The 19,770-nt window shown below is 55.5% G+C and carries 23 protein-coding genes; all 23 read left to right on the top strand.

The annotated features are described in order from the left end of the window. Positions 1–40: 40 nt before the first annotated feature. Positions 41–1,057: a phosphate ABC transporter substrate-binding protein PstS gene (pstS, locus tag AACV02_RS06335; RefSeq protein ID WP_119737129.1), complete on the top strand. Its 1,017-nt coding sequence runs from the start codon at positions 41–43 to the stop codon at positions 1,055–1,057. A 55-nt stretch (positions 1,058–1,112) separates the two neighbouring features. Further along, entirely contained in the window at positions 1,113–2,108 is a 996-nt protein-coding gene (pstC, locus tag AACV02_RS06330; protein WP_119737127.1) for a phosphate ABC transporter permease subunit PstC, read from the top strand. Further along, positions 2,105–2,977 (top strand): phosphate ABC transporter permease PstA, encoded by an 873-nt coding sequence (pstA, locus tag AACV02_RS06325; protein ID WP_106578392.1) that lies wholly within the window; start codon positions 2,105–2,107, stop codon positions 2,975–2,977. The genes pstC and pstA overlap by 4 nt, the downstream gene beginning before the upstream one ends. Next, positions 2,977–3,756, top strand: coding sequence for a phosphate ABC transporter ATP-binding protein PstB (gene pstB / locus AACV02_RS06320; RefSeq protein WP_106578391.1), 780 nt, complete (start codon positions 2,977–2,979; stop codon positions 3,754–3,756). Before pstA ends, pstB begins: the two co-directional genes overlap by 1 nt. Before the next feature lie 354 nt (positions 3,757–4,110). After that, positions 4,111–4,971: a ParA family protein gene (locus tag AACV02_RS06315; RefSeq protein ID WP_119737125.1), complete on the top strand. Its 861-nt coding sequence runs from the start codon at positions 4,111–4,113 to the stop codon at positions 4,969–4,971. Position 4,972: 1 nt separating this feature from the next. Next, positions 4,973–5,731 carry a hypothetical protein gene (locus tag AACV02_RS06310; protein ID WP_119737123.1) on the top strand — a complete coding sequence of 253 codons (759 nt, stop codon included), beginning with the start codon at positions 4,973–4,975 and terminating at the stop codon, positions 5,729–5,731. Then, complete coding sequence (locus AACV02_RS06305) at positions 5,731–6,429, top strand: DUF2786 domain-containing protein (protein ID WP_119737121.1); 699 nt, start codon at positions 5,731–5,733, stop codon at positions 6,427–6,429. The genes AACV02_RS06310 and AACV02_RS06305 overlap by 1 nt, the downstream gene beginning before the upstream one ends. Further along, entirely contained in the window at positions 6,426–7,145 is a 720-nt protein-coding gene (locus AACV02_RS06300) for an HNH endonuclease signature motif containing protein (protein WP_119737119.1), read from the top strand. Before AACV02_RS06305 ends, AACV02_RS06300 begins: the two co-directional genes overlap by 4 nt. Continuing rightward, a complete protein-coding gene (locus AACV02_RS06295) occupies positions 7,129–7,347 on the top strand; it encodes a hypothetical protein (protein ID WP_119737117.1) in 219 nt (72 codons plus the stop codon). The genes AACV02_RS06300 and AACV02_RS06295 overlap by 17 nt, the downstream gene beginning before the upstream one ends. Continuing rightward, on the top strand, positions 7,344–8,693 hold the full coding sequence (dnaB, locus tag AACV02_RS06290) for a replicative DNA helicase (RefSeq protein WP_119737115.1): 1,350 nt from the start codon (positions 7,344–7,346) through the stop codon (positions 8,691–8,693). Before AACV02_RS06295 ends, dnaB begins: the two co-directional genes overlap by 4 nt. A 162-nt stretch (positions 8,694–8,855) precedes the next feature. Beyond that, the gene (locus tag AACV02_RS06285; RefSeq protein WP_119737113.1) at positions 8,856–9,377 is read left to right on the top strand and encodes a hypothetical protein; all 522 of its coding nucleotides are present in this window, start codon (positions 8,856–8,858) and stop codon (positions 9,375–9,377) included. Then, on the top strand, positions 9,374–9,613 hold the full coding sequence (locus AACV02_RS06280) for a type II toxin-antitoxin system HicA family toxin (RefSeq protein ID WP_119737111.1): 240 nt from the start codon (positions 9,374–9,376) through the stop codon (positions 9,611–9,613). Before AACV02_RS06285 ends, AACV02_RS06280 begins: the two co-directional genes overlap by 4 nt. Then, positions 9,613–10,614 (top strand): nucleoid-associated protein YejK, encoded by a 1,002-nt coding sequence (gene yejK / locus AACV02_RS06275; RefSeq protein ID WP_119737109.1) that lies wholly within the window; start codon positions 9,613–9,615, stop codon positions 10,612–10,614. The genes AACV02_RS06280 and yejK overlap by 1 nt, the downstream gene beginning before the upstream one ends. 34 nt (positions 10,615–10,648) lie before the next feature. Then, a complete protein-coding gene (locus AACV02_RS06270; RefSeq protein ID WP_020303012.1) occupies positions 10,649–10,885 on the top strand; it encodes an Arc family DNA-binding protein in 237 nt (78 codons plus the stop codon). Continuing rightward, positions 10,882–12,651 (top strand): ParB family protein, encoded by a 1,770-nt coding sequence (locus AACV02_RS06265; RefSeq protein ID WP_119737107.1) that lies wholly within the window; start codon positions 10,882–10,884, stop codon positions 12,649–12,651. The genes AACV02_RS06270 and AACV02_RS06265 overlap by 4 nt, the downstream gene beginning before the upstream one ends. Positions 12,652–12,678: 27 nt before the next feature. Beyond that, the gene (locus AACV02_RS06260) at positions 12,679–13,386 is read left to right on the top strand and encodes a DUF2857 domain-containing protein (RefSeq protein ID WP_119737105.1); all 708 of its coding nucleotides are present in this window, start codon (positions 12,679–12,681) and stop codon (positions 13,384–13,386) included. Beyond that, positions 13,383–14,699 carry an STY4528 family pathogenicity island replication protein gene (locus AACV02_RS06255; RefSeq protein ID WP_119737103.1) on the top strand — a complete coding sequence of 439 codons (1,317 nt, stop codon included), beginning with the start codon at positions 13,383–13,385 and terminating at the stop codon, positions 14,697–14,699. Before AACV02_RS06260 ends, AACV02_RS06255 begins: the two co-directional genes overlap by 4 nt. A 501-nt stretch (positions 14,700–15,200) precedes the next feature. Next, entirely contained in the window at positions 15,201–15,926 is a 726-nt protein-coding gene (locus AACV02_RS06250; RefSeq protein ID WP_119737101.1) for a PFL_4669 family integrating conjugative element protein, read from the top strand. 5 nt (positions 15,927–15,931) lie between these two features. Then, positions 15,932–16,471: a DUF3158 family protein gene (locus AACV02_RS06245; protein ID WP_119737099.1), complete on the top strand. Its 540-nt coding sequence runs from the start codon at positions 15,932–15,934 to the stop codon at positions 16,469–16,471. A gap of 15 nt (positions 16,472–16,486) precedes the next feature. Next, complete coding sequence (locus AACV02_RS06240) at positions 16,487–16,942, top strand: single-stranded DNA-binding protein (RefSeq protein ID WP_069786027.1); 456 nt, start codon at positions 16,487–16,489, stop codon at positions 16,940–16,942. A 102-nt stretch (positions 16,943–17,044) separates the two neighbouring features. Continuing rightward, on the top strand, positions 17,045–17,488 hold the full coding sequence (locus AACV02_RS06235; protein WP_119737097.1) for a hypothetical protein: 444 nt from the start codon (positions 17,045–17,047) through the stop codon (positions 17,486–17,488). 60 nt (positions 17,489–17,548) lie between these two features. Next, complete coding sequence (locus AACV02_RS06230; protein WP_069786025.1) at positions 17,549–17,746, top strand: CrpP family ICE-associated protein; 198 nt, start codon at positions 17,549–17,551, stop codon at positions 17,744–17,746. Positions 17,747–17,843: 97 nt separating this feature from the next. Continuing rightward, positions 17,844–19,748, top strand: coding sequence for a type I DNA topoisomerase (gene topA, locus AACV02_RS06225; RefSeq protein ID WP_119737095.1), 1,905 nt, complete (start codon positions 17,844–17,846; stop codon positions 19,746–19,748). Positions 19,749–19,770 lie beyond the last annotated feature (22 nt).

Raw genomic sequence — 19,770 nt, 5'->3', positions numbered from 1 at the left:
GGACCTATCCACTTACCCCTTCCCTTGAGGTGTTGTCGTGATGTTGCCGACTAAAAAAAGTCTGTCTGTTCTGTTCGCCGCCCTGTGCCTGAGCGGCGTGGCCCACGCCACTGACGTTACCGGCGCCGGTTCCAGCTTCGTCTACCCGGTGCTGTCCAAGTGGTCGCAGGACTACAGCAAGAACTCCAGCAACCGCATCAACTATCAGTCGATCGGCTCCGGCGGCGGTATTGCCCAAATCAAGGCCGCCACCGTGGACTTCGGCGCCTCCGACGCCCCGCTGTCCGCCGACGAGCTCAAGGCCGGCGGCCTGGGCCAGTTCCCCAGCGTGATCGGCGGCATCGTGCCGGTGATGAACGTCGAAGGTATTGCGCCGGGCCAGTTGAAGCTCGACGGCGACGTGCTGGCGAAGATCTTTCTCGGTGACATCAAGGCCTGGAACGACCCGGCCATCGCCGCGCTCAACCCTGGCTTGAACCTGCCGGTGGCAAACATCACCGTGGTGCACCGCTCCGACGGTTCGGGCACCTCTTACAACTTCACCAACTACCTGGCCAAAGTCAGTGACAGCTGGAAAACCAAGATCGGTTTCGGCACCACTGTGCCGTGGCCGGTGGGTGTGGGCGGCAAAGGCAACGAAGGCGTTTCGGCCTACGTGAAGCAGATCAAGAACTCTATCGGCTTTGTGGAATACGCCTACGCGCTGCAGAACAAAATGACCTACACCCAGCTGAAGAATGCGTCGGGCAAATTCGTCAAACCTGACGCCAAGGCCTTCCAGGCAGCCGCGGACACCGCCGACTGGGCCAATGCCAAAGACTTCAACCTGATCATGACCAATGCCCCAGGCGAAGGCGCGTGGCCGATCACGGCGACCACCTGGATCATCATGTACAAGCAGCCCAAGAATGCCGAGCAAAGCCAGGCAGCGTTCAGCTTCTTCAAATGGTCGCTGGAAAAAGGCCAACAACAGGCAGCAGCGCTGGACTACGTAGCCCTGCCGGACTCCCTGGTGTCGCGCATCGAAGGTTACTGGAAGTCTGACTTCGCCAACTGATTCGCCCTACAACCGCCTTCCTCATTGATTGCGGGAGGCGGTGAGCACATCTGATATGAACGACACCGTCCACCCGCTGGTTATGACTACTCACGCAGGCGACACCGCGGGCGACCGTCGTGCCACCCGCGATCAACGCCACGACTTGTGGTTCAAACGCTCGATGTTCGGCGCAGCCATGCTGGTGTTGGTGCTGCTGGGTGCCATTGCGGCCTCGACCCTGTGGGGCGGCGGCCTGGCGTTCAAGACCTTTGGTTGGAGCTTTATCACCAGCACCGAATGGGATGCGGTGAACAACCACTTTGGTGCTGTGGTGCCGATTTACGGCACCTTGGTCACCTCGTTTCTGGCCTTGCTGATTGCGGTGCCGGTGAGTTTCGGCATTGCGATTTTTCTCACCGAAGTCGCGCCACCCTGGCTGAAGATGCCGGTCGCGTCGGCCATTGAACTGCTCGCCGGTATCCCCTCGATCATCTATGGGATGTGGGGCCTGTTCGTGTTCGGGCCGTTCATGGCCGAACACCTCTCGCCCTTGATCAATGACTACCTGGGTGCCCTGCCCTTTGTTGGCTCGCTGTTCCAGGGCCCGCCGTTGGGAATTGGCATGCTCACTGCTGGCATCGTGCTGGCGGTGATGATCATGCCGTTTATCACCTCGGTGATGCATGAGGTGTTTCGTAGTGTGCCCACGCCGTTGAAAGAATCGGCCTACGCGCTTGGCAGCACTACCTGGGAAGTGGTGTGGGACATCGTCTTGCCCTACACCCGTTCGGCCGTCGTAGGCGGGATTTTTCTCGGCTTGGGCCGCGCCCTTGGCGAGACCATGGCCGTGACCTTCGTACTGGGTAACGCGCAACAGTTTTCCGCGTCCCTGTTGATGCCCAGCAGCTCGATTGCCTCGGTCATCGCCAACGAATTCAGCGAAGCCTACACCGACCTGCATCGCTCCGCGCTGATCGCCATGGGCTTCTTGCTGTTTATCGTGACATTCGTGGTGCTGGCACTGGCGCGCCTGATGCTGATGCGCCTGTCGCGTAAGGAAGGGTTATGAATACTCACGAACGCCTGTACCGCAAACGCGCGCTTAAAAACGCCGTGGCCATGTTCTTCAGTTGCGGCGCCACCGCCTTTGGCTTGCTGTGGCTGGCGTGGATACTGCTGACCACCCTCATCAATGGGTTCCAGGCGCTCAACCTGCGCCTGTTTACCCAGATGACTCCGCCACCCGGTACCGAAGGCGGACTGGCCAATGCGTTTTACGGCAGCGCGCTGATGTCCGGCATCGCGCTGTTGATCGGCACGCCCATCGGGCTGATGGCGGGAATCTGGCTGGCGGAGTTCGCCCGCCACTCGCGCCTGGGCACCACGGTGCGGTTTATCAACGACATCCTGCTGTCGGCGCCGTCGATTGTGCTGGGCCTGTTTATCTACACCGGCGTCATCCTGCCGCTGAACCTGCTGACCAACCATCAGGTCGGGTTTTCCGCCATCGCCGGCGCCCTGGCCCTGGCGTTATTGGTGATCCCGGTAGTGGTGCGCACCACCGATGAAATGCTCCAGCTGCAACCTTCGACCATGCGCGAAGCAGCCTTGGCATTGGGTGTACCGCAATGGAAGCTGACGCTGCAGATTGTGTTGAGAGCGGCCAAGGCCGGCGTCGTCACCGGCATCCTGCTCGCCCTGGCGCGGATCACCGGGGAAACCGCGCCCTTGCTGTTCACCGCCTTCGGCAATCAGTTCTGGAGCAGCAACCTGCTCAAGCCGATTGCCAGCGTACCCGTGGTTATTTTCCAGTACGCCATGAGCCCGTTCGATGACTGGCACGCGCTCGCCTGGGCGGGTGCACTGGTGCTGACGCTGTTCGTGCTGGTGCTGAGCCTGACATCCCGCCTGATTCTTTTACGCAATAGGTCTCACTGATGGACGCCACCGGCATTGCTCACGAAAAAACCAAAATCCAGGTGCGCGGGTTGGAGTTTTTCTACAACAACCAGCGCTCGCTGAACGCCATCGACATTGATATCCCGGAAAAACGCATCACCGCCATCATCGGCCCTTCAGGCTGCGGCAAATCCACCTTGCTGCGCGTGTTCAACCGCATCTACTCGATGTACCCCAAGCAGGAAGCCCGTGGCGAAGTGCTGCTCAACGGCGAAAACATCCTCGCTCCCGGCTACTCGATGAATCGCCTGCGCAGCCACGTGGGCATGGTGTTCCAAAAGCCGGTGCCGTTTCCGATGTCGATCTACGACAACATCGCCTACGCCGTGCGCCACCACGAAAAACTTTCCCGCCGCGAAATGAACGATCGCGTCGAGCAAGCCCTGCGCGGCGGCGCCCTGTGGGATGAGGTGAAAGACAAACTCAACCAGAGTGCACAGAGCCTCTCCGGTGGCCAGCAACAGCGACTGTGCATCGCACGCACCATCGCGCTGCGCCCGCAAGTGTTGCTGCTGGACGAGCCGACCTCAGCGCTCGACCCCATTTCCACCGGGCGCATCGAGCAATTGATTACGGAATTGAAGACGCAGTACACGGTGATCATCGTGACCCACAACATGCAGCAGGCCGCACGGGTGTCGGACAACACCGCGTTCATGTTCATGGGGGAATTGATTGAGTACGGCAAGACCGACCAGATCTTTACCACGCCGAAGATGAAGCAGACTGAGGACTACATTACCGGGCGGTTTGGCTAACCGCTCGGCGTGGCAAAGCATTGGGGGCTTGGTGGCAGGCTCAGCCCGAGCGGGCTGGGTTTACCTATTGATCGATGCACAGGCTGCGATAAGTCTGTATGCCAAGGGCTCGCAGTAAAGCCTGGCGTCGCAAGGCCCAAATCAAAGGCAAAAAAAAACCCGGAAATCCTCACTTGCGTGGGCCTTCCGGATTTTCTAAACCGCCAAAAATGGTGGGTCGTGTGGGATTCGAACCTACGACCAATTGGTTAAAAGCCAACTGGTTTTCAGGTCTCGAAACCAATTGGTTATGGGCCAAAATCTACCCGATTTTCGATGCAGCCTCTAATGAATTCACATTAGAGGCTCCAAACCATGAAAATCACTGCGGTCGTTTCGACCAAAGGCGGCGTTGGTAAAACCACCATAGAGGCCAACCTCGGCGCATTCTGCGCGGACGCAGGCCTTCGTACCCTCCTGATCGATCTGGATCCAGCCCAGCCTTCGCTCTCTTCGTATTACCAATTGGTCGAGGAAGCTCAGGGCGGCATCTATGATCTGCTCGCTTTCAATATCACCGACTCCCTCAAGATCATCTCCAGCACGACAATTCCCAATCTGTCCCTGGTGATCTCGAACGACGAAAATAACCAACTGAACAGCTTGCTCCTGCAGGCACCGGACGGCAGATTGCGCCTATCCAATCTGATGCCGGCATTCGAAGGTCATTTCGACCTGGTACTGATTGACACCCAAGGTGCTAGATCGGCCATGCTAGAAATGGTGGTTCTGGCATCTGACCTGGTCATATCCCCTCTTCCACCCAACATGCTCGCAGCACGCGAATTCAGCCGTGGAACCATGCAGATGTTGGATGGGCTCCGCGCCTACGGGCGCCTGGGGATGAAAATCCCTCCCGTGCGGATCGCCATAAACAACCTCGATCAAACCACCGACGCGCAGGTGATCGAGCAGTCAGTGCGCGAAATATTCCAAGACAATGAAGAAATCAGCGTTTTGGACAGCATTATTCCTACTGCAGTGGTGTTTCGCAGCGCTGCATCCCTCGGCGTTCCAGCACATCGCCTGGAATATCGCCAGCCTTCCAACCGCAAATCCCCAGCAGCCCTAGTCGTCATCCGCCAATTGGCCATTGAAATTTTCCCTGAATGGCGCGAGCGCTTCGAGGCCATGACCGAAGAGAGGGTAGCCAAATTGGTGAGGGAGGATCGTTGAGATGGCAAAGCCTTCTATCACCGATGCTCGCAGCATTACTGCAGACGTCATCCTTGAGATTGGCAAGTACTACAGCGCCCAACAATTACGCAGCTTGCAAGCCAAACTAAGTGGGACCGCTCGTGACATCCACTCTCTGACGAGCGGTACACATCTACCCGGCCGCATTGGTGCCCATTTGAGCTTTGAACAGCGTCAGCTTTTGCAGGACGCCGCGAAGCTTATCGAGTCATTGAATTCGAACATAAAGCACGCAAAGGAGAAGCGCGGCCGCGACGAAAGCGTGGCCAAGCGGCGTCAACAAGCACGAGATGCAGAAGCGAAGCGACTGGTAGCTGATACATATCTGAGACCTTTTGTCCCTGATCCAGCTGCTCTGGAACCTCTCCTGGAGATTCTTAAAACCGCGCTGACGCTCAATCGCGCAGACGTTTTCAGGAATGGTTATTCCCCTGGTGAGTTCAATCTCAAGCTCCGTGACTACCTGTCGCCTGCCCGCACACGAAAGCTCATTGGCTGGACCAGCCCAAGTGCGTTCTGGATAAACACGGTCCTCTCTCTGCGTAATGACGTTGTGCAAGCTATCGAGCAGGAAATTGCTTACGACGATGGTTCCAGCGTCCAGGACCGTCTCAATGTGCTGAAACAGAAGGTTTCAGACTGTCGCGCCCGGGTTTATCTCTCAGTGGATGAAGAGGAAACATTGCGTCTTTGGTCAGAGGCGCTCTCCCCTCGTGCCCAGCAGGAAGGGGATGAGTGATGGATAAGCAACGACTTCTTGAAAAAGTAGCTAAATGCTTTGCACTGGCCAACTCCAACGGTGCATCGCCTAATGAAGTTGAAACAGCGCTTCGCCAAGCCCGAAACCTGATGAAACAGTACAACCTCGAAGCCATCGAAGTTGCGGCTCACACGGTTGATGAAGCGAGCGTTGCCACACATACCCGCCGAGCTCCCCAAGATTGGCTTCACCTGCTCGCTCAGACGTGTGCGCGAGCGTTCGATAGCCAACACATTGCCTACTACAACCCTTTACAGGGCTGGTCTTTCAAGTTCTTGGGCAAAGGTATTTCGCCAGAGCTCGCTGCGCATGCGTACTCCGCACTGCATCACCAATTGGTGGCAGCACGCCGTGAGCATGTAGCCCAACAAAAGCGATGCCAACTGAAAACCAAGCGCCGTAGAGGTGCCCTGTTCGCAGAAGGTTGGATAAACGCCGTGAGTTACAAAGTGGCTGAATTCGCCGGCTCAATGGACAGTGAAACAAGCAAAGCTATCAGCGCTTACTTGGAACACCACCATCCAATGCTGAAAACCTTCGAGATCCAGTCCCGCGAAGCCAAAGGCCACGATACCGGGTCGATGACCGCAGGTTGGAATCAAGGGCAAAACGTCCAGCTCCATCGCGGCGTAGGGAAAACAGGCCACCCCGCTCTCATTTCCGGAGGTGGGCAATGACACGTCAATATCTGTCCCCTCTGGCCAAGGCTACCTTGGAGCATGCGCGCTCCCGATTGGGATTGGTGCAGATTCAAAAGCATCATATTTGGAGTGAGGCTGAGGAGCGCATGCTCGTTGCCCGCTACCCCAACGAAACTACCCAGGCACTGGCCGATGAAATCGGACTCAGCGTCTATCAGGTTTACGCAAAGGCCAAACGCCTTGGCTTATCCAAAAGCGCTGAATTTCTAAGCAGCAATCTCTGTGGTCGATTTGATGGCAGAACTGGCACTGAGCACCGCTTTGCCAAGGGCATGACCCCTTGGAACAAAGGCGTTAAGGGACTTCCCTCAGTCGGCCGCATGGGAACAACACAGTTCAAGGCAGGAACCCGGCCCGAGAATTGGCTTCCGATTGGCAGCCTGCGCACAACACCGGATGGGTATCTGCAGCGAAAAATCACTGACACCGGTTACCCACCAGTTGACTGGCAAGGTGTGCACATTTTGCTGTGGGAGGAGCATAACGGTCCCGTCCCTATCAACCATTGCGTGTGCTTCAAGGACGGTAATAAGGCCCATATCGCTATCGACAATCTTGAGCTGCTCAGTCGAGCGGAGCGTATGCGCCGCAACACCATCCATCGCTATCCGGAAGAGCTGAAGTCCGTAATCCGCGCTGTCGGCAAACTCAAGCGCACCATTCGTGAGGCTGAACATGAAAAACAAGATTGAGGATCTTCGCAATCACCTGTTCGTCGCCATTGAAGGCCTGCTGGATCCAGACAAGCCAATGGAAATCGATCGCGCCAAAGCCGTGGCCGAAGTTGCGCAGGTGATGATCAATTCGGCCAAGGTCGAAGTGGACATGGTCAAAGCTCTGGGTGCAGCTACCGGCAGCGGCTTTATGCAGATAGATCAGGGGCGGTTGAAATGAATCATCTCGACCTATCTCCACCCCACTCCGTCGAGGCCGAACAAGGCGTATTAGGCGGGCTGCTGCTCGACAATAATGCCTGGGATCTCGTCGCGGACAAACTGGATTACTCCGATTTTTTCCGACACGACCATCGCTTGCTGTTCGGGACCATTGCCAGCCTGGCCGACAAGGCCATTCCGTTCGATATCGTCACCATACATGACGCATTGGAGAATCCCGAAGAAGCGGGTGGCCTCGCCTACCTCGCCGAACTGGCGAAAAATACTCCTTCAGTGGCGAACATAGAGCACTACGCATTCATCGTACGTAACCGCTCTCAGCTCAGGCAGCTCATGACCCTGGGCTACCAGTGCTCTCGCGAAGCTACAGATCCGCAGGCAGATGCCACGGAAGTTCAGGAATCCATCGAGCAGCAACTCTTCGCCTTGGGTGAAGGTAGAAGCGCATCGGAATTCGTCAACATCAACAAGTGCCTGACGGCGGTGGTTGAGCAAATCGATGAGCACTTCAATGGTGATGTAGTGGTGACCGGTGTGCCTTCAGGCCTGGACGACCTGGACGAAATGACATCTGGATTCCAGGAAGCCGACTTGATCATCCTCGGCGCACGTCCGTCGATGGGTAAAACATCCCTGGCCTTGAACTTTGTGGACACAGCGCTGCAGGCAAAGCGTGATTGTACTGTCCAGGTTTTCAGCATGGAGATGCCAGCTAAAGCGCTGATCTATCGACTGATGGCCATCCTTGGCCATCTCGACCTTGGCAAGCTGTTGAAGGGCAAGCTCGATGACGAAGATTGGCCGAAACTGACCGCCGCGGTTTCGCGCATCAATAGCTACGGTGAGCGCTTGGTTATAGACGACTCATCAGGTCTTACACCTGGTGCGATCAGGGCTAAATCCCGCCGTGCGGCTCGCCGGTTCGGCCACCCGAGCCTGATCCTTATCGATTATCTGCAGCTCATGCGCTGCCCAGGTCAAGAAAACCGGGCGAATGAAATCAGCGCTATCTCCCAAGCACTTAAAGCGCTGGCCAAGGAGATGAACTGCCCTGTAGTCGCCCTTTCTCAGCTCAATCGGGAACTGGAACGCCGCCCTAACAAGCGCCCAATAAACGCCGATTTGCGTGACAGCGGTGCCATTGAACAGGACGCGGACCTGATCATATTCGTGTACCGCGACGAGAAGTATCACCCGGAGACCGAACACAAAGGCATTGCAGAAATCATCATCGGCAAGGCTCGTAACGGCCCGACCGGAACGGTGCGCACCGCCTTTATTCCACACCAAACCCGCTTTGCAAATCTCAGTGCTAGCAGTGGCTGGCAAGGGGTTCAGCCATGAAAAATACTCCCGCTATCTCTCATTGGTGCCGTCACTGTGACGGTCACCATCCGATACATCAGGTGAGTGGAGTTGTACCGGCCTCCCCTGACGGTGAAGTGGACGTGCTGATTTGCCCAACCTGCAATAGCTATGACATCGAGGAGCTTCTGGAGGTGCCAGATGCACAGTAACGCCTCGCTTTTCCCAAGCATTCATGCCGGTGCAGGATTCGAATCCTCGGCCGTGGTTCACGCTCATAAAACGGGGATCAACCCCGTTGAACTGGACGCTCTTGCTCAAGCTATTGGTCGCCTTGCTCGTGACCACAGCACAGTGGTCCCGTTGAGTATGCGTGGAGATCTTCACGAGTTTCAGGAGCTCGGCTACATAGAAGTATCCGAAACAGCAAGTTCAACGCTCACCGTCGAACTGCTCTGCGCAGGAGCGTTGCTCTCAAGCTATTTCTGGTCGATTTGGGTACCCCGTCATCTCCAAAGCTGCTCTTTGAAAGTGGCTGTGATGTCCCACCTGCAACATCCAGAGCCAGTTCAACACTGCAGCGTTGTGTTTCGCGTGCCAGGCGCTCGTGAAGCAACACGTCATTTTCTACATGAGCTGGGTACCAAGTTTCCTGGTGACCAGGCTGAAATCATTGCGATTCAGGCGGGCAATGTTCTGGCAGACAAGGATGTTGATCAATGACTGTCAGCCGTTTACGTGGACAGCACGAAAACCTTCGCCAGTTGGTGGAATTTGCCGAGGCAAACGGCTGGACCGTCTCTCGAACTCACGGTGGCCACATCAAGTTCACCAAAGCTGGGCTTGGGTCCATTTACACCTCGTCTACCTCAAGCGATCACCGCTCAGGCCTCAACGCTAAAGCCCGACTTCGTCGCGCTGATCGGACTCAATCTCAACGTACTCTGGAAGCCATCTAATGCCTATTCGACATTGCATCGTTCACTTGATCGACAAGAAGCCCGACGGCACACCTGCGGTCCTGCATGCCAACCAACACGAATTGGCGAAGTCGCAAGCCCTAGAAAATATGTTGTCCGACTTCAACGAAGCCTACAACTCAAAGCAAGGTAAAGCGTGGGGTTTCTTCCATGCAGAGTCCGGCGCATACCCTTTCAGTGGTTGGCTAAAGATGTACTTCGACGGTAACCAGGACTTCACGCAGTTTAGCCTGGAGGCAGTCGAGCACCTGCAACGATTGATGGAAGAGTCAAATCTTTCTACGGGTGGCCACGTGCTATTCGCGCATTACCAGCAAGGCATGACCGACTATCTGGCGATCGCCCTGCTGCATCACAGTGAAGGTGTGGCAGTGACGGACGAACTGGACGTGACCCCGTCGCGTCACCTAGACCTTGGCCAACTGCACCTGGCAGCGCGTATCAACGTGTCCGAGTGGCAGAACAACAAGCAATCCAAGCAGTACATCTCATTCATCAAGGGCAAGAGCGGCAAGAAGTTATCGGAGTACTTTCGCGACTTCATCGGCTGCCAGGAAGGCGTTGACGGCCCGGGCGCGACCCGCACCCTGCTCAAGGCATTCAGCGACTTCGTTGAAAGCGAAGACCTTCCGGATGAATCCGCACGCGAGAAAACGAAGACCCTGTTGGACTATGCCAGCAGCCAGGCAAAGCTCGGCGAGCCCATGGGCCTGGAAGAGCTGTCGGGCTTGATCGATGAAGATCGGCCAAAAGCGTTCTACGACCATATCCGCAACAAGGACTACGGCCTGTCGCCGGAGATCCCAGCGGATAAGCGCACCCTCAACCAGTTCCGGCGTTTCACCGGCCGTGCCGAGGGCTTATCCATCAGCTTCGAAGCGCACCTGCTGGGCGACAAGATCGAGTACGACGAGGCTTCAAGCACGCTCACTATCAAAGGTTTGCCTACCCAACTCAGTGATCAGTTGAAACGTCGCTGAACATACCCCTGCCCGACAAGTAATGGAGAACGCTATGAGCAATGAAACCAAACGTCAGCTCGAAGAAAAATTCGTAGTCCGCCTTCCGGACGGAATGCGCGAGCGAATCGCACTGCAGGCACGTGAAAACACCCGGTCAATGAACTCGGAAATCGTTCACCGCCTGGAAGCGACCGCGGGGCTTGAAGCCGCTTTGGATCGAGCCCACAAGATCATCGACCAACTGTTGGCCGCAGCTCCGGCCAATGAGCAAGCTGGGGCAAGAGTATGAAACCGTCATTGGCCCAGAGCATGAAAGAAAAGCTGCAGTTGCCTGGCTTCGAATCCAAGTCGCCTGCAGCCGCCCGCTTGAGCGATCCCATCGTCGACACACCGATGTTGCTGACATTGGATGAGACGCTGCCTTATGACGAGAACCCACGGACCACGCGCAACCCAAAATACGACGACATCAAGGAGTCGATCCGTCAGCGTGGCCTGGATACGCCACCGCCCGTGACCCGTAAGCCTGGTGAGGAGAAGTTCCGGATCCGGAACGGAGGCAACACTCGCTTGGCGATTCTCAATGAATTGTATCGTGAGACCGGTGACGAGAAATTCTTCAGGTTCCACTGCCTGTTTCGTCCATGGGATGCAGTCCGGGGGGAGATTATCTCTCTCACCGGGCACTTGGCCGAAAACGATCTGCAGGGGCAACTGCTGTTCATCGAGCGGGCAATTGGTGTCGATAAGGCAAGAACGCTATATGAGGAAGAAGCAGGCGGATCGATATCTCAAAGTGAACTCTCTCGACGTTTGAAAGCTGACGGGTATCCGATCTCTCAGCCCCATATCAGCAGAATGCAAGATGCTGTTCGCTACTTGCTACCTGTAATTCCCGCAATGTTGTACTCAGGCCTCGGATTTGATCGAGTTATAAAACTGTTAGGTTTGAGAAAAACCGCCCTTCAGTGCTGGGAGCGTAATTATCAGCAGCAAGGAAACGAGCTGCCTCTTGAGTTCGAAACAGTCTTCCAAGATGTTCTGGCTCAGTTTGAGGGAGATGCCGAAGAGTTTCTGTTTCAGCGGTTTCAAGACGAGTTGATTGCACAACTGCAAAAGCCACTGAATCTCGGGTACGAGAAAATTCTGCTGGAAATTACCCAGAATCAGGACCAACTGCGAAGATCCACACCGATACTCGAATTGCCTGAACCCACCATAACCTTGGGTGGTATTCCGCAGGGTGTTAGCTCGACCGAGATCGGTAACCCTCCGCCTCAAAACCCGGCACAACAGTCGCCCGCCCCCCAAACCGGGGGAGCGATTCAAACCAACACAGCACAACAAAAAAGCAAAGATCCAATCAAACCGCAGGTTACGCCACCTTCCTTGGCGCACATGAGTCTCGAAGAGCAAAAGAGTCGACTGGACGGGCACATTGCGAGTCCAGTGACGACTTCGGCAAGGGTCGAAAAGATGAAGCGCGAAGTCGCAGCGCTTGATGGTGAAATACTGCCTGACTTTGCTGCCAATGCTTTGGTGGCAATCCCGGTCCAAGCCGGTGGGCTGAATCCCATTTCTGACCTCTGGTACATCGAACGCGAGATCGATAATCCGGTCACCCTGCGTCAGCATATAGCTCAGTTGGCACGGGAAGTGGCGAGCACAGTAAATGCACCTGGTGAATTCCTGGACGTGGACGGCGGTGTGGGCTTCAGCTATCGCCACCCGAGTGAAGACATAGAAGTCACTGCCACAGCTCATCACACCTTGACTCTGCTTCAGTCGTTAAGCGGATCGACCGCCATCGCGTTGAAGATGATTCAGCAACAGCCTGAACTACAGGTCGACGCGCTTACCGACTTCGAGTTTGCAGCGGGGCTCGGCCAGATCCTTTTGGGTCAACCCTATGCCAAGGATCAATCTCCAGATAACACGAATCGTCTGAGCGATGGCGCGCTGGTGAAACTCTTTCGAATTATTCGTCTCGCAAGACGTTTGATCGACTTAGAAATCAAGTCAATGGCCAACAACAATCCGAGTTCATCTAGCTGATTGGGTCGATGGCAGGGAGAGAGTCGTATGTCCAAAACACCTATCAATGAAGCCATCCTGTCTCAGGTGCTGCACCACATGCGCAACGGCCAACTCCGTCGCTGCATAGAGATGGGATTGGAGCCCGAAATTTTGGCCCAGCTTCAACAACCTTCGGTGCTGAGCTTGCTGCTTAACACTCCCGTTTCCTGGTGCAGCGTCACGATTGATGGGGACATGGTGAAGAAGCTGCTGACCGGAGCACAACGTTCTGACGAGGAGGTACGCATGATTGAACGTGCTCTCCGATTGGGCGCTACGACGCAGATGCTGCAACAGTTCTTTGGCTTGTCACCCCAAGACGTCGCCCTGCAAAGGCTGGTGATCGGCGTAACGGCACGACGTGGACGATGGAGAGAGTTCAGTGAAGAAATGGATGCCCAGCTTTGGTACCGCTGGACCCACTTGATGAAAGAGCATCAGGTTGAGCTGGATGACAGCCTGGCGTTGCTGGACGTGGCCATGCTGGTGGCAGAAGAACTCAATGCCCCACAGGGCGCAGACTCAGCTGAAGGCACGGAAAACCTCAGCTTAGCGATTATTTGGCATCGCGTTCAGTCCTGGATCAGAGAGGGTCTTTATCCGCCTTCGCATCCCAGCGCTGGATTCACAAAAGGTTTGAAGTTGGTGTCATCAGCCAACCATCAGTTGGCCCTACCGGCAGTGACACTGGAGCAAGGTGACAACGATCTATGAAGTTGTCCCGGCTCCCCTTCTCGACACTTCTAGACTCTGCATCAGGGCATCTTGAGGCTCATCTGCGTCAGAAAAAAGAGTCGACCCCCCCGGGGATTGAGGGCTCAGCGCCCTACTCTGGCATTATTTTCAGCGGTAACCCTCATGAGACAGTTCCTCGTCGATTGCTTCTGGATGATCGACTGTCTCCGCTTGAGCGAAATGCCTGGCAGGTATTCCGCCTACTGATTAATGACGACGGCATGACGGCGTTCCCCACCTATGAGCAGCTACGGCCATACCTGGGCATGCTACCCGGCAGACCGGCGTCCCGTGAAACGGTATCAAAAGCCTTGGTCACCCTTCGCCTGACTCGCTGGCTCAGCCTCGGTCGTCGCGTGCGTAATGACCTCAGTGGTCAGGTTCAAGGCAACGTCTACCTCCTTCACGATGAACCCGTAACACCCGGTGAAGCACTGGAGTTCGACAAAGACTATCTGCAGTTACTCGCTCAATCTATGGAACATCAGACCAAGGCGATTCGTGAAGTCGCTGAAATTGCCTGGAAGGAGTTCGCCGCGGATCCGGATGTTGGTGAGCGCTTACCAACTCGGTTGAACATCATCGAAGCTCGCTTGAACAGTCAGTCATGGGTTCAGGCAACTGCCCTGCAGCCTTCGACTGCGCCTGAGTTCGGTATCCGAACTCAGCAAAATACACCTGCCTCCACAGTGAGTTCGGATTCCGAACTCAGTGAAATAAGCGATAAGCGAATCGCTTTTGAGCTGAGTTCGGAATCCGAACTCAGCCGTAAATCGCTGAGTTCGGACTCAGTTCGGAATCCGAACTCATATAGTACGTATACAGATACAAACAATGATGTTTGTAAAAGCTCTGTACATGTACCGCACACGTCAGATGACACGGCTGTAGATTTCCTGGATTCTCTGCACCGGCTGCCCACGGATCAGAAACAGAGTGCCCTTGTGGCGTTGCAGAAAGTTCCTCCAGAGGTGAAACCTGCGCTCATCAAGCAATGGGTGCACCGTTGTGACACGGGAAGCGTTCGAAACCCTTTGGGGTATTTGATGACTCTTGTCGCCATTGCGGTTCGGGGCGACTTCAACAGCAACTGGAGTCCTGATGACAAGGTAGCCTCTAGCCTCTGTCACAAGAACGCTGCAAGTCCTCCGGCAGACAAGAGGCCCGAAAAGATTGATCATTCGGCAAAAGCGGTGGCTATTCCAGGCAATCCGGAATCGATACACACCGCCAATCAGACCCTGAGCGAGATGCTGCACCTGCTGAAACCTCGCAGAACTAGACATCCATGACTTCAGACGGAAATGTCTGTCAGCCGAGTGCTGCGGCCCACACCACCCCGACTGGATCCGATACTCCAGGCGGCAACTCGAAGCTATGTGGGCCACATAACTACCGACTGGATGATGCGGCCAGCATCACCCTGACAGGATCCGTAATCTGTGGTGGCCGTCGGCTAAGTGCTGTGGCCCACAACACTCACCAGGGATTCGATACTCCAGGTGGCAACTCGAAGCTATGTGGGCCACATAACTACCGACTGGATGATGCGGCCAGCATCACACTGACAGGATCCGTAATCTGTGGTGGCCGTCGGCTAAGTGCTGTGGCCCACAACACCCAGCCAGGAACGGATATCGATGGACGCGGCCAATCAGGGGGTTTAGCCCTCCTTCTATATATAGACGCCTCAACAAATCCCCTTCCGTCTGACTATGGATTTATTGCTGCGTCCTTAGCAGCCCAATTGCAGCATGGCCATGTCAATCCTCTTTCCAAGGAATAACTGCACCATGGCTGACAATTACCGGCTCAATATTGGCTCACTACGCAGCGATGTGAAGCTCACCCTTCACACGCATCACGCTGCACGGATCTGGATGGGACGCCCAAAAAACGATGTCAAGGTTGGCATCATCGGATTGTCTGGCTTCTGCACTGTAGTCAATCGCATGTCACGTGGCGCACAGCAGGATGATCCGTATTCAGATTGGTGGATGATCCTGCTGGAAGAGAAAATCTGCGATTCAAAGGAGGCACTCAAAACCATCGAAGATCGTCTCGACACAGCCATGGCCTCCCTTCCCCCGGCAATCAGCATCAGCGAGAATCTGTCCATCCAGCCTGTCAGCCTCCCTCTATATATCGCAAATCCACTCGGCTTCCAGGCCGTGTACCTGCTGACTAACTACGACGAAATTGTCAGGCGCATTTTGCTGGCCCAGCATGTCGGTCTGGTCGGTCGTCATGACATGGAAACCTGGATAGATGAAGGCGCAGCCGTACTGCGCAGACTTTTTGGTCTGGCCCAGATCTACAAATACTCCGGCGCTGCACGCGATGACTTCGCCGCTAACAATGCCAAGGCTGAAGCAGCCCGCAAAATGTACGAGCGCTACGGTGAGCTGCCACAGGACATCCTGGAAGGCACCCGCCGTTCGAATTTCGCGCCACCGATCATCCGCGGTCAGCAGCAAACCGAGACGGATGATCATCTCGATGACTCCGTTGAGGGTTAAAGATCATGGGCCAGACTCCCTCCAATGATGGGTCGCTGCAACAGACCGCCTTCCGGCCACTGCAACAGGAAGCCTTCCAGCGACTGCAACAGGCCGCCTCACTAAAAGGCCTTTTAAAGCCTTTTAAAGGTAAGGGGGAGCTGACCCAATTTGCCGATCTTTGCCGAGCTCAAGAATCGGACTTAAAAGCTCTTGCCCAGGAAGTACTGAGCCAGGCCCGCCAATATCCATTCACCCTTGTTCCAGTGCGACTCACTGAACAGAACACCCAAGCCGGTACCCAGTTTCTGCGCTGGCAGAAAGTGACGGACCGTCGGATGGGCGTGGGAGTTTGGGCAGAGATGATGAGCTCACCCAGAACACCGGAATCCATGCTGCAGGACCTCTACGTGATGGAGCTGCAGCGCATCACCTTGAACATGCAAATGAGTTTGTTGCACTCGATTACCAAACAGGCCGCCGAGTGCGCCGAAAAAATGGGCCAGGCAGAGGCCGTGTACACCGCTCGACTGCAGCAGCTCACCAATCAAACGCAACATCCATAACGTCGGAGAACACTCATGTCCACACCCGTACAAGGCTGGGAAGGCAATATCGGCTCCACCCCGGAATTCAAAGAGTTCGCCAACGGCAACAAGGACCCACGAAGGCTCATGCGGGCCAACGTCTACTTCGACAACTCGATTCCGGACGGTAAAGGCGGATACGAAGATCGAGGGGGATTCTGGGCAAACGTCGAGTGGTGGCACAAAGATGCTGAACACTACTCGCACCTATTTCAGAAGGGCATGCGCGTGATCGTTTCCGGCCGAGCCGTAATGGATCGCTGGGAAAAAGACGGTGAGGAAAATGCAGCTCTGAAGGTTCAAGCCTCGCGGGTCGCCATCTTGCCGCACAGGATTGCGAGCGTGACCCTGTCACCTTCGCAGAGCCAAGGCAGCACGTCACGTGATCAATCCAGTCCGCAGCCTGCGCCTGATTTCGACGAGTACCCGGACCCTGACCGTCCGTTCTGATAACAGGGGCTTAATTTCGGGCCCCCAATCGTGAAGCTTGTGGTGGAGGGAAACCCTCAACGTCTTTCCCTCCCCAACCGTGAAGCCTTAAGGTGTATGACAATGCGGGACGATGATGAGGTGAGGTGTCCAGATGGCTGGCTTCTGGTAGCAGCGGATCACCCCACTTTGGGGCGGCTTTACTGGCGGTACTGTGATGAAAGCGACGTAAACGCAGCAGACTACTACGGTATCACCGATAACATTCAACTCGCCTCCTGGATCAAAGCTGGTTGGCGTGATAAAGACGTCTGGGCGAATGACTATAGTGACATGAGCTCATTCGTCGCACGAAGATTCATACAAGAGCTTTTAAATCCGGATCGCTACGACACCAACTACTTCGAACTTTTCAACTGGGATGATGAGTCTGAGGATCTTGAGCTTCATGGCGATTTACACGATTTGCAACGTCGAAGTGGTCAATCTGTCGAGTTCTTCGTACATTGGCTAAAGGCCGCCGATTGGTTCGACGCCCCGGCATCTGACTGTAACAATTTCCCGTAAAAAATCGCGCCATGCGCGGATCTGCTGGTAGATGAATTTTAGCATCGAGGAGCAACCGGCATGGGTGATAACGCCTTCTTGCCTAAAACCTCTGACAAGCGACATTCCAACAACCCTCACCTGACGGTTTTTGCCACTGGTGCGGCCGCTGCGCGCAAAGGGCTACGGGTGTATGACTGCCCTTACCAACACCCCGCTATGCGTGCGTCGTGGCTAAAGGGCTTTGCCCAGGCACAGCAGCTATCGCTGGACCTATAGCCACATAATGCCCTCCCCCACGCATTGACCATTTCCTATTGAAGCCCTACCTGCCTGACGCAACAGTCCCGCTCTGATTATTTGAGAGGGACACAACGTGAAGCTATTGATCATCGAAGCACCTGGTAAGCTGAAAAAGCTCCAGCCAATGATGAAGAAACTACGCCCAGGCGAAGACTGGCAGGTGGTTGCAAGTGGTGGGCACATCCGCGACCTGCCGGCCAAAGGTCAGGACGACAGCATGATCACCACCGGAGTACGTAAAAACTACACACCCGTGTATGAGATCCTGGATAAGAGCGCCAGGGCCGTCAAAACCATCAAGGCAGCAGCGAAACAGGCCAGTGAAATTTACCTCGCAACCGACCCTGATCGTGAAGGTGAAAGCATCAGCTGGCACATCCAGCAGGTACTGGCGGTCAAATCCTACAAACGCATTACCTTCAACGAGATCACTCTCAAGCGCGTTGAAGAGGCACTGGCCAATCCTCGACAAATCGATCTGAACAGAGTTGCCTCACAGGAATGCCGGCGTGTGCTTGACCGCTTGGTGGGGTACCTGGTGACCCAAGAGTTGCGGCGCCTGATGGGCAAACCTACTTCCGCTGGCCGCGTTCAATCACCCGCCGTGTTTCTTGTGGTCTTGCGCGAACGCGAGATCCGCAACTTTCAGGTGATCAATCACTTTGGCGTGCGTCTGTTCTTTGCCGATGTAAGTCGGGGCACCACTTGGTATGCCGAGTGGCAACCGGTACCGGATTTCGCAAGCAAGGACTTCCCCTATGTTCAGGATAGCAACCTGGCTCAGCACGTCGCCGGCACTCGAAATGTGGTCGTGGAGTCCTGCGAGGATCGCAAGGCCGAGCGTCATCCTCCTGCACCATTCATCTCATCCACTCTTCAACAGGCCGCCAGCAACGCGTTGAAATGGGATCCGGACAAAACCATGCAGGTGGCCCAGCGCTTGTACGAGCAAGGCGTGATCACTTATCACCGGACGGACAACCCCAATGTTCCGGATGAAGCCATGGACGATATTCGAACGGTTGCTAAAGCCCTCGGGATGACGGCCGTCGACGAACGGAGGACGTTTAAGTCCGCGGAAGGCGCGCAGGAAGGCCACCCTGCCATCACACCAACATATTGGTCCGAAAGATCCGCTGGTGAAAACGATGACGAACTGGCCCTGTACAAGTTGATCTGGGTTCGGGCATTGGCCAGCCAGCTCGAAGCCGCCATCTACGACGTGTGCACTGCTAAGCTGCTCGCCATTGGTCCTGGCGGAAAAGCGCTGCGCTTCACTGCATCGGGCAAAACACTCTGCCACCAGGGATGGCTGAAGGTGCTCAAGGGCGATGATACGGATGAGGAGGAAAACGCAGAAGCAAACAACCCCGTGCCAGCGCTCACTCCAAAACAGATTCTGTCAGTCCACAGCGGCGAACTGCTCAAAAAGAAAACCCAACCACCTTCACGCTACACCAAGGCCAGCCTGATCAAGGAAATGGAACGGCGCGGTATCGGTCGTCCCAGTACATTCGCCTCGATCTTGAAGAACATCACCAACAAAGGCCTGATCGAGGAAAAGAGCCGCAAGCTGGTACCGGCGCAGCTAGGGGAGGAAACTATCGCGAAGCTGGAAGGGTTCTTCAGTTTCGTGGAGCTGGATTTTACGCGGGAGCTGGAGCGCGACCTGGACAAAATCGCCCAGGGCCAAGACACCTACGGCGCCGTCGTTGCACGTCTGCATAAGCGACTGGAAGAGGAACTGTCTCAGCAACGTGGAATGCCGAGTGTGGCCATGACCTCCGCGCCACGCGCAGCTGCATCTGGTGGTGCTTTCAACTGTCCGAAATGCAATCAGCCCCTCGCAAGGCGGCAGAAGAAAGGAGACGGTGGATATGACTTTTGGGGGTGCACGGGCTTCAAATCGAATGGTTGCAAGGTGAGTTTTCCAAACTTGAATGGCAAACCCGATCTCAATAAACCCAGAGGGGGTTGACCTCTGCCATTGTCGATACAAA

It is taken from the genome of Pseudomonas sp. Larv2_ips (assembly GCF_963879675.1).
Classification (GTDB): Bacteria; Pseudomonadota; Gammaproteobacteria; order Pseudomonadales; family Pseudomonadaceae; genus Aquipseudomonas.
The sequence above is the reverse complement of the archived record's forward strand: the minus strand, read 5'-3'. Positions and strand labels throughout refer to the sequence as shown.

Excerpts from the sequence above, each read along its gene's own strand:
- pstS (WP_119737129.1), top strand. The coding sequence starts at position 41 with ATGTTGCCGACTAAAAAAAGTCTGTCTGTTCTGTTCGCCGCCCTGTGC.
- pstC (WP_119737127.1), top strand. The coding sequence starts at position 1,113 with ATGAACGACACCGTCCACCCGCTGGTTATGACTACTCACGCAGGCGAC.
- pstA (WP_106578392.1), top strand. The coding sequence starts at position 2,105 with ATGAATACTCACGAACGCCTGTACCGCAAACGCGCGCTTAAAAACGCC.
- pstB (WP_106578391.1), top strand. The coding sequence starts at position 2,977 with ATGGACGCCACCGGCATTGCTCACGAAAAAACCAAAATCCAGGTGCGC.
- AACV02_RS06315 (WP_119737125.1), top strand. The coding sequence starts at position 4,111 with ATGAAAATCACTGCGGTCGTTTCGACCAAAGGCGGCGTTGGTAAAACC.
- AACV02_RS06310 (WP_119737123.1), top strand. The coding sequence starts at position 4,973 with ATGGCAAAGCCTTCTATCACCGATGCTCGCAGCATTACTGCAGACGTC.
- AACV02_RS06305 (WP_119737121.1), top strand. The coding sequence starts at position 5,731 with ATGGATAAGCAACGACTTCTTGAAAAAGTAGCTAAATGCTTTGCACTG.
- AACV02_RS06300 (WP_119737119.1), top strand. The coding sequence starts at position 6,426 with ATGACACGTCAATATCTGTCCCCTCTGGCCAAGGCTACCTTGGAGCAT.
- AACV02_RS06295 (WP_119737117.1), top strand. The coding sequence starts at position 7,129 with ATGAAAAACAAGATTGAGGATCTTCGCAATCACCTGTTCGTCGCCATT.
- dnaB (WP_119737115.1), top strand. The coding sequence starts at position 7,344 with ATGAATCATCTCGACCTATCTCCACCCCACTCCGTCGAGGCCGAACAA.
- AACV02_RS06285 (WP_119737113.1), top strand. The coding sequence starts at position 8,856 with ATGCACAGTAACGCCTCGCTTTTCCCAAGCATTCATGCCGGTGCAGGA.
- AACV02_RS06280 (WP_119737111.1), top strand. The coding sequence starts at position 9,374 with ATGACTGTCAGCCGTTTACGTGGACAGCACGAAAACCTTCGCCAGTTG.
- yejK (WP_119737109.1), top strand. The coding sequence starts at position 9,613 with ATGCCTATTCGACATTGCATCGTTCACTTGATCGACAAGAAGCCCGAC.
- AACV02_RS06270 (WP_020303012.1), top strand. The coding sequence starts at position 10,649 with ATGAGCAATGAAACCAAACGTCAGCTCGAAGAAAAATTCGTAGTCCGC.
- AACV02_RS06265 (WP_119737107.1), top strand. The coding sequence starts at position 10,882 with ATGAAACCGTCATTGGCCCAGAGCATGAAAGAAAAGCTGCAGTTGCCT.
- AACV02_RS06260 (WP_119737105.1), top strand. The coding sequence starts at position 12,679 with ATGTCCAAAACACCTATCAATGAAGCCATCCTGTCTCAGGTGCTGCAC.
- AACV02_RS06255 (WP_119737103.1), top strand. The coding sequence starts at position 13,383 with ATGAAGTTGTCCCGGCTCCCCTTCTCGACACTTCTAGACTCTGCATCA.
- AACV02_RS06250 (WP_119737101.1), top strand. The coding sequence starts at position 15,201 with ATGGCTGACAATTACCGGCTCAATATTGGCTCACTACGCAGCGATGTG.
- AACV02_RS06245 (WP_119737099.1), top strand. The coding sequence starts at position 15,932 with ATGGGCCAGACTCCCTCCAATGATGGGTCGCTGCAACAGACCGCCTTC.
- AACV02_RS06240 (WP_069786027.1), top strand. The coding sequence starts at position 16,487 with ATGTCCACACCCGTACAAGGCTGGGAAGGCAATATCGGCTCCACCCCG.
- AACV02_RS06235 (WP_119737097.1), top strand. The coding sequence starts at position 17,045 with ATGCGGGACGATGATGAGGTGAGGTGTCCAGATGGCTGGCTTCTGGTA.
- AACV02_RS06230 (WP_069786025.1), top strand. The coding sequence starts at position 17,549 with ATGGGTGATAACGCCTTCTTGCCTAAAACCTCTGACAAGCGACATTCC.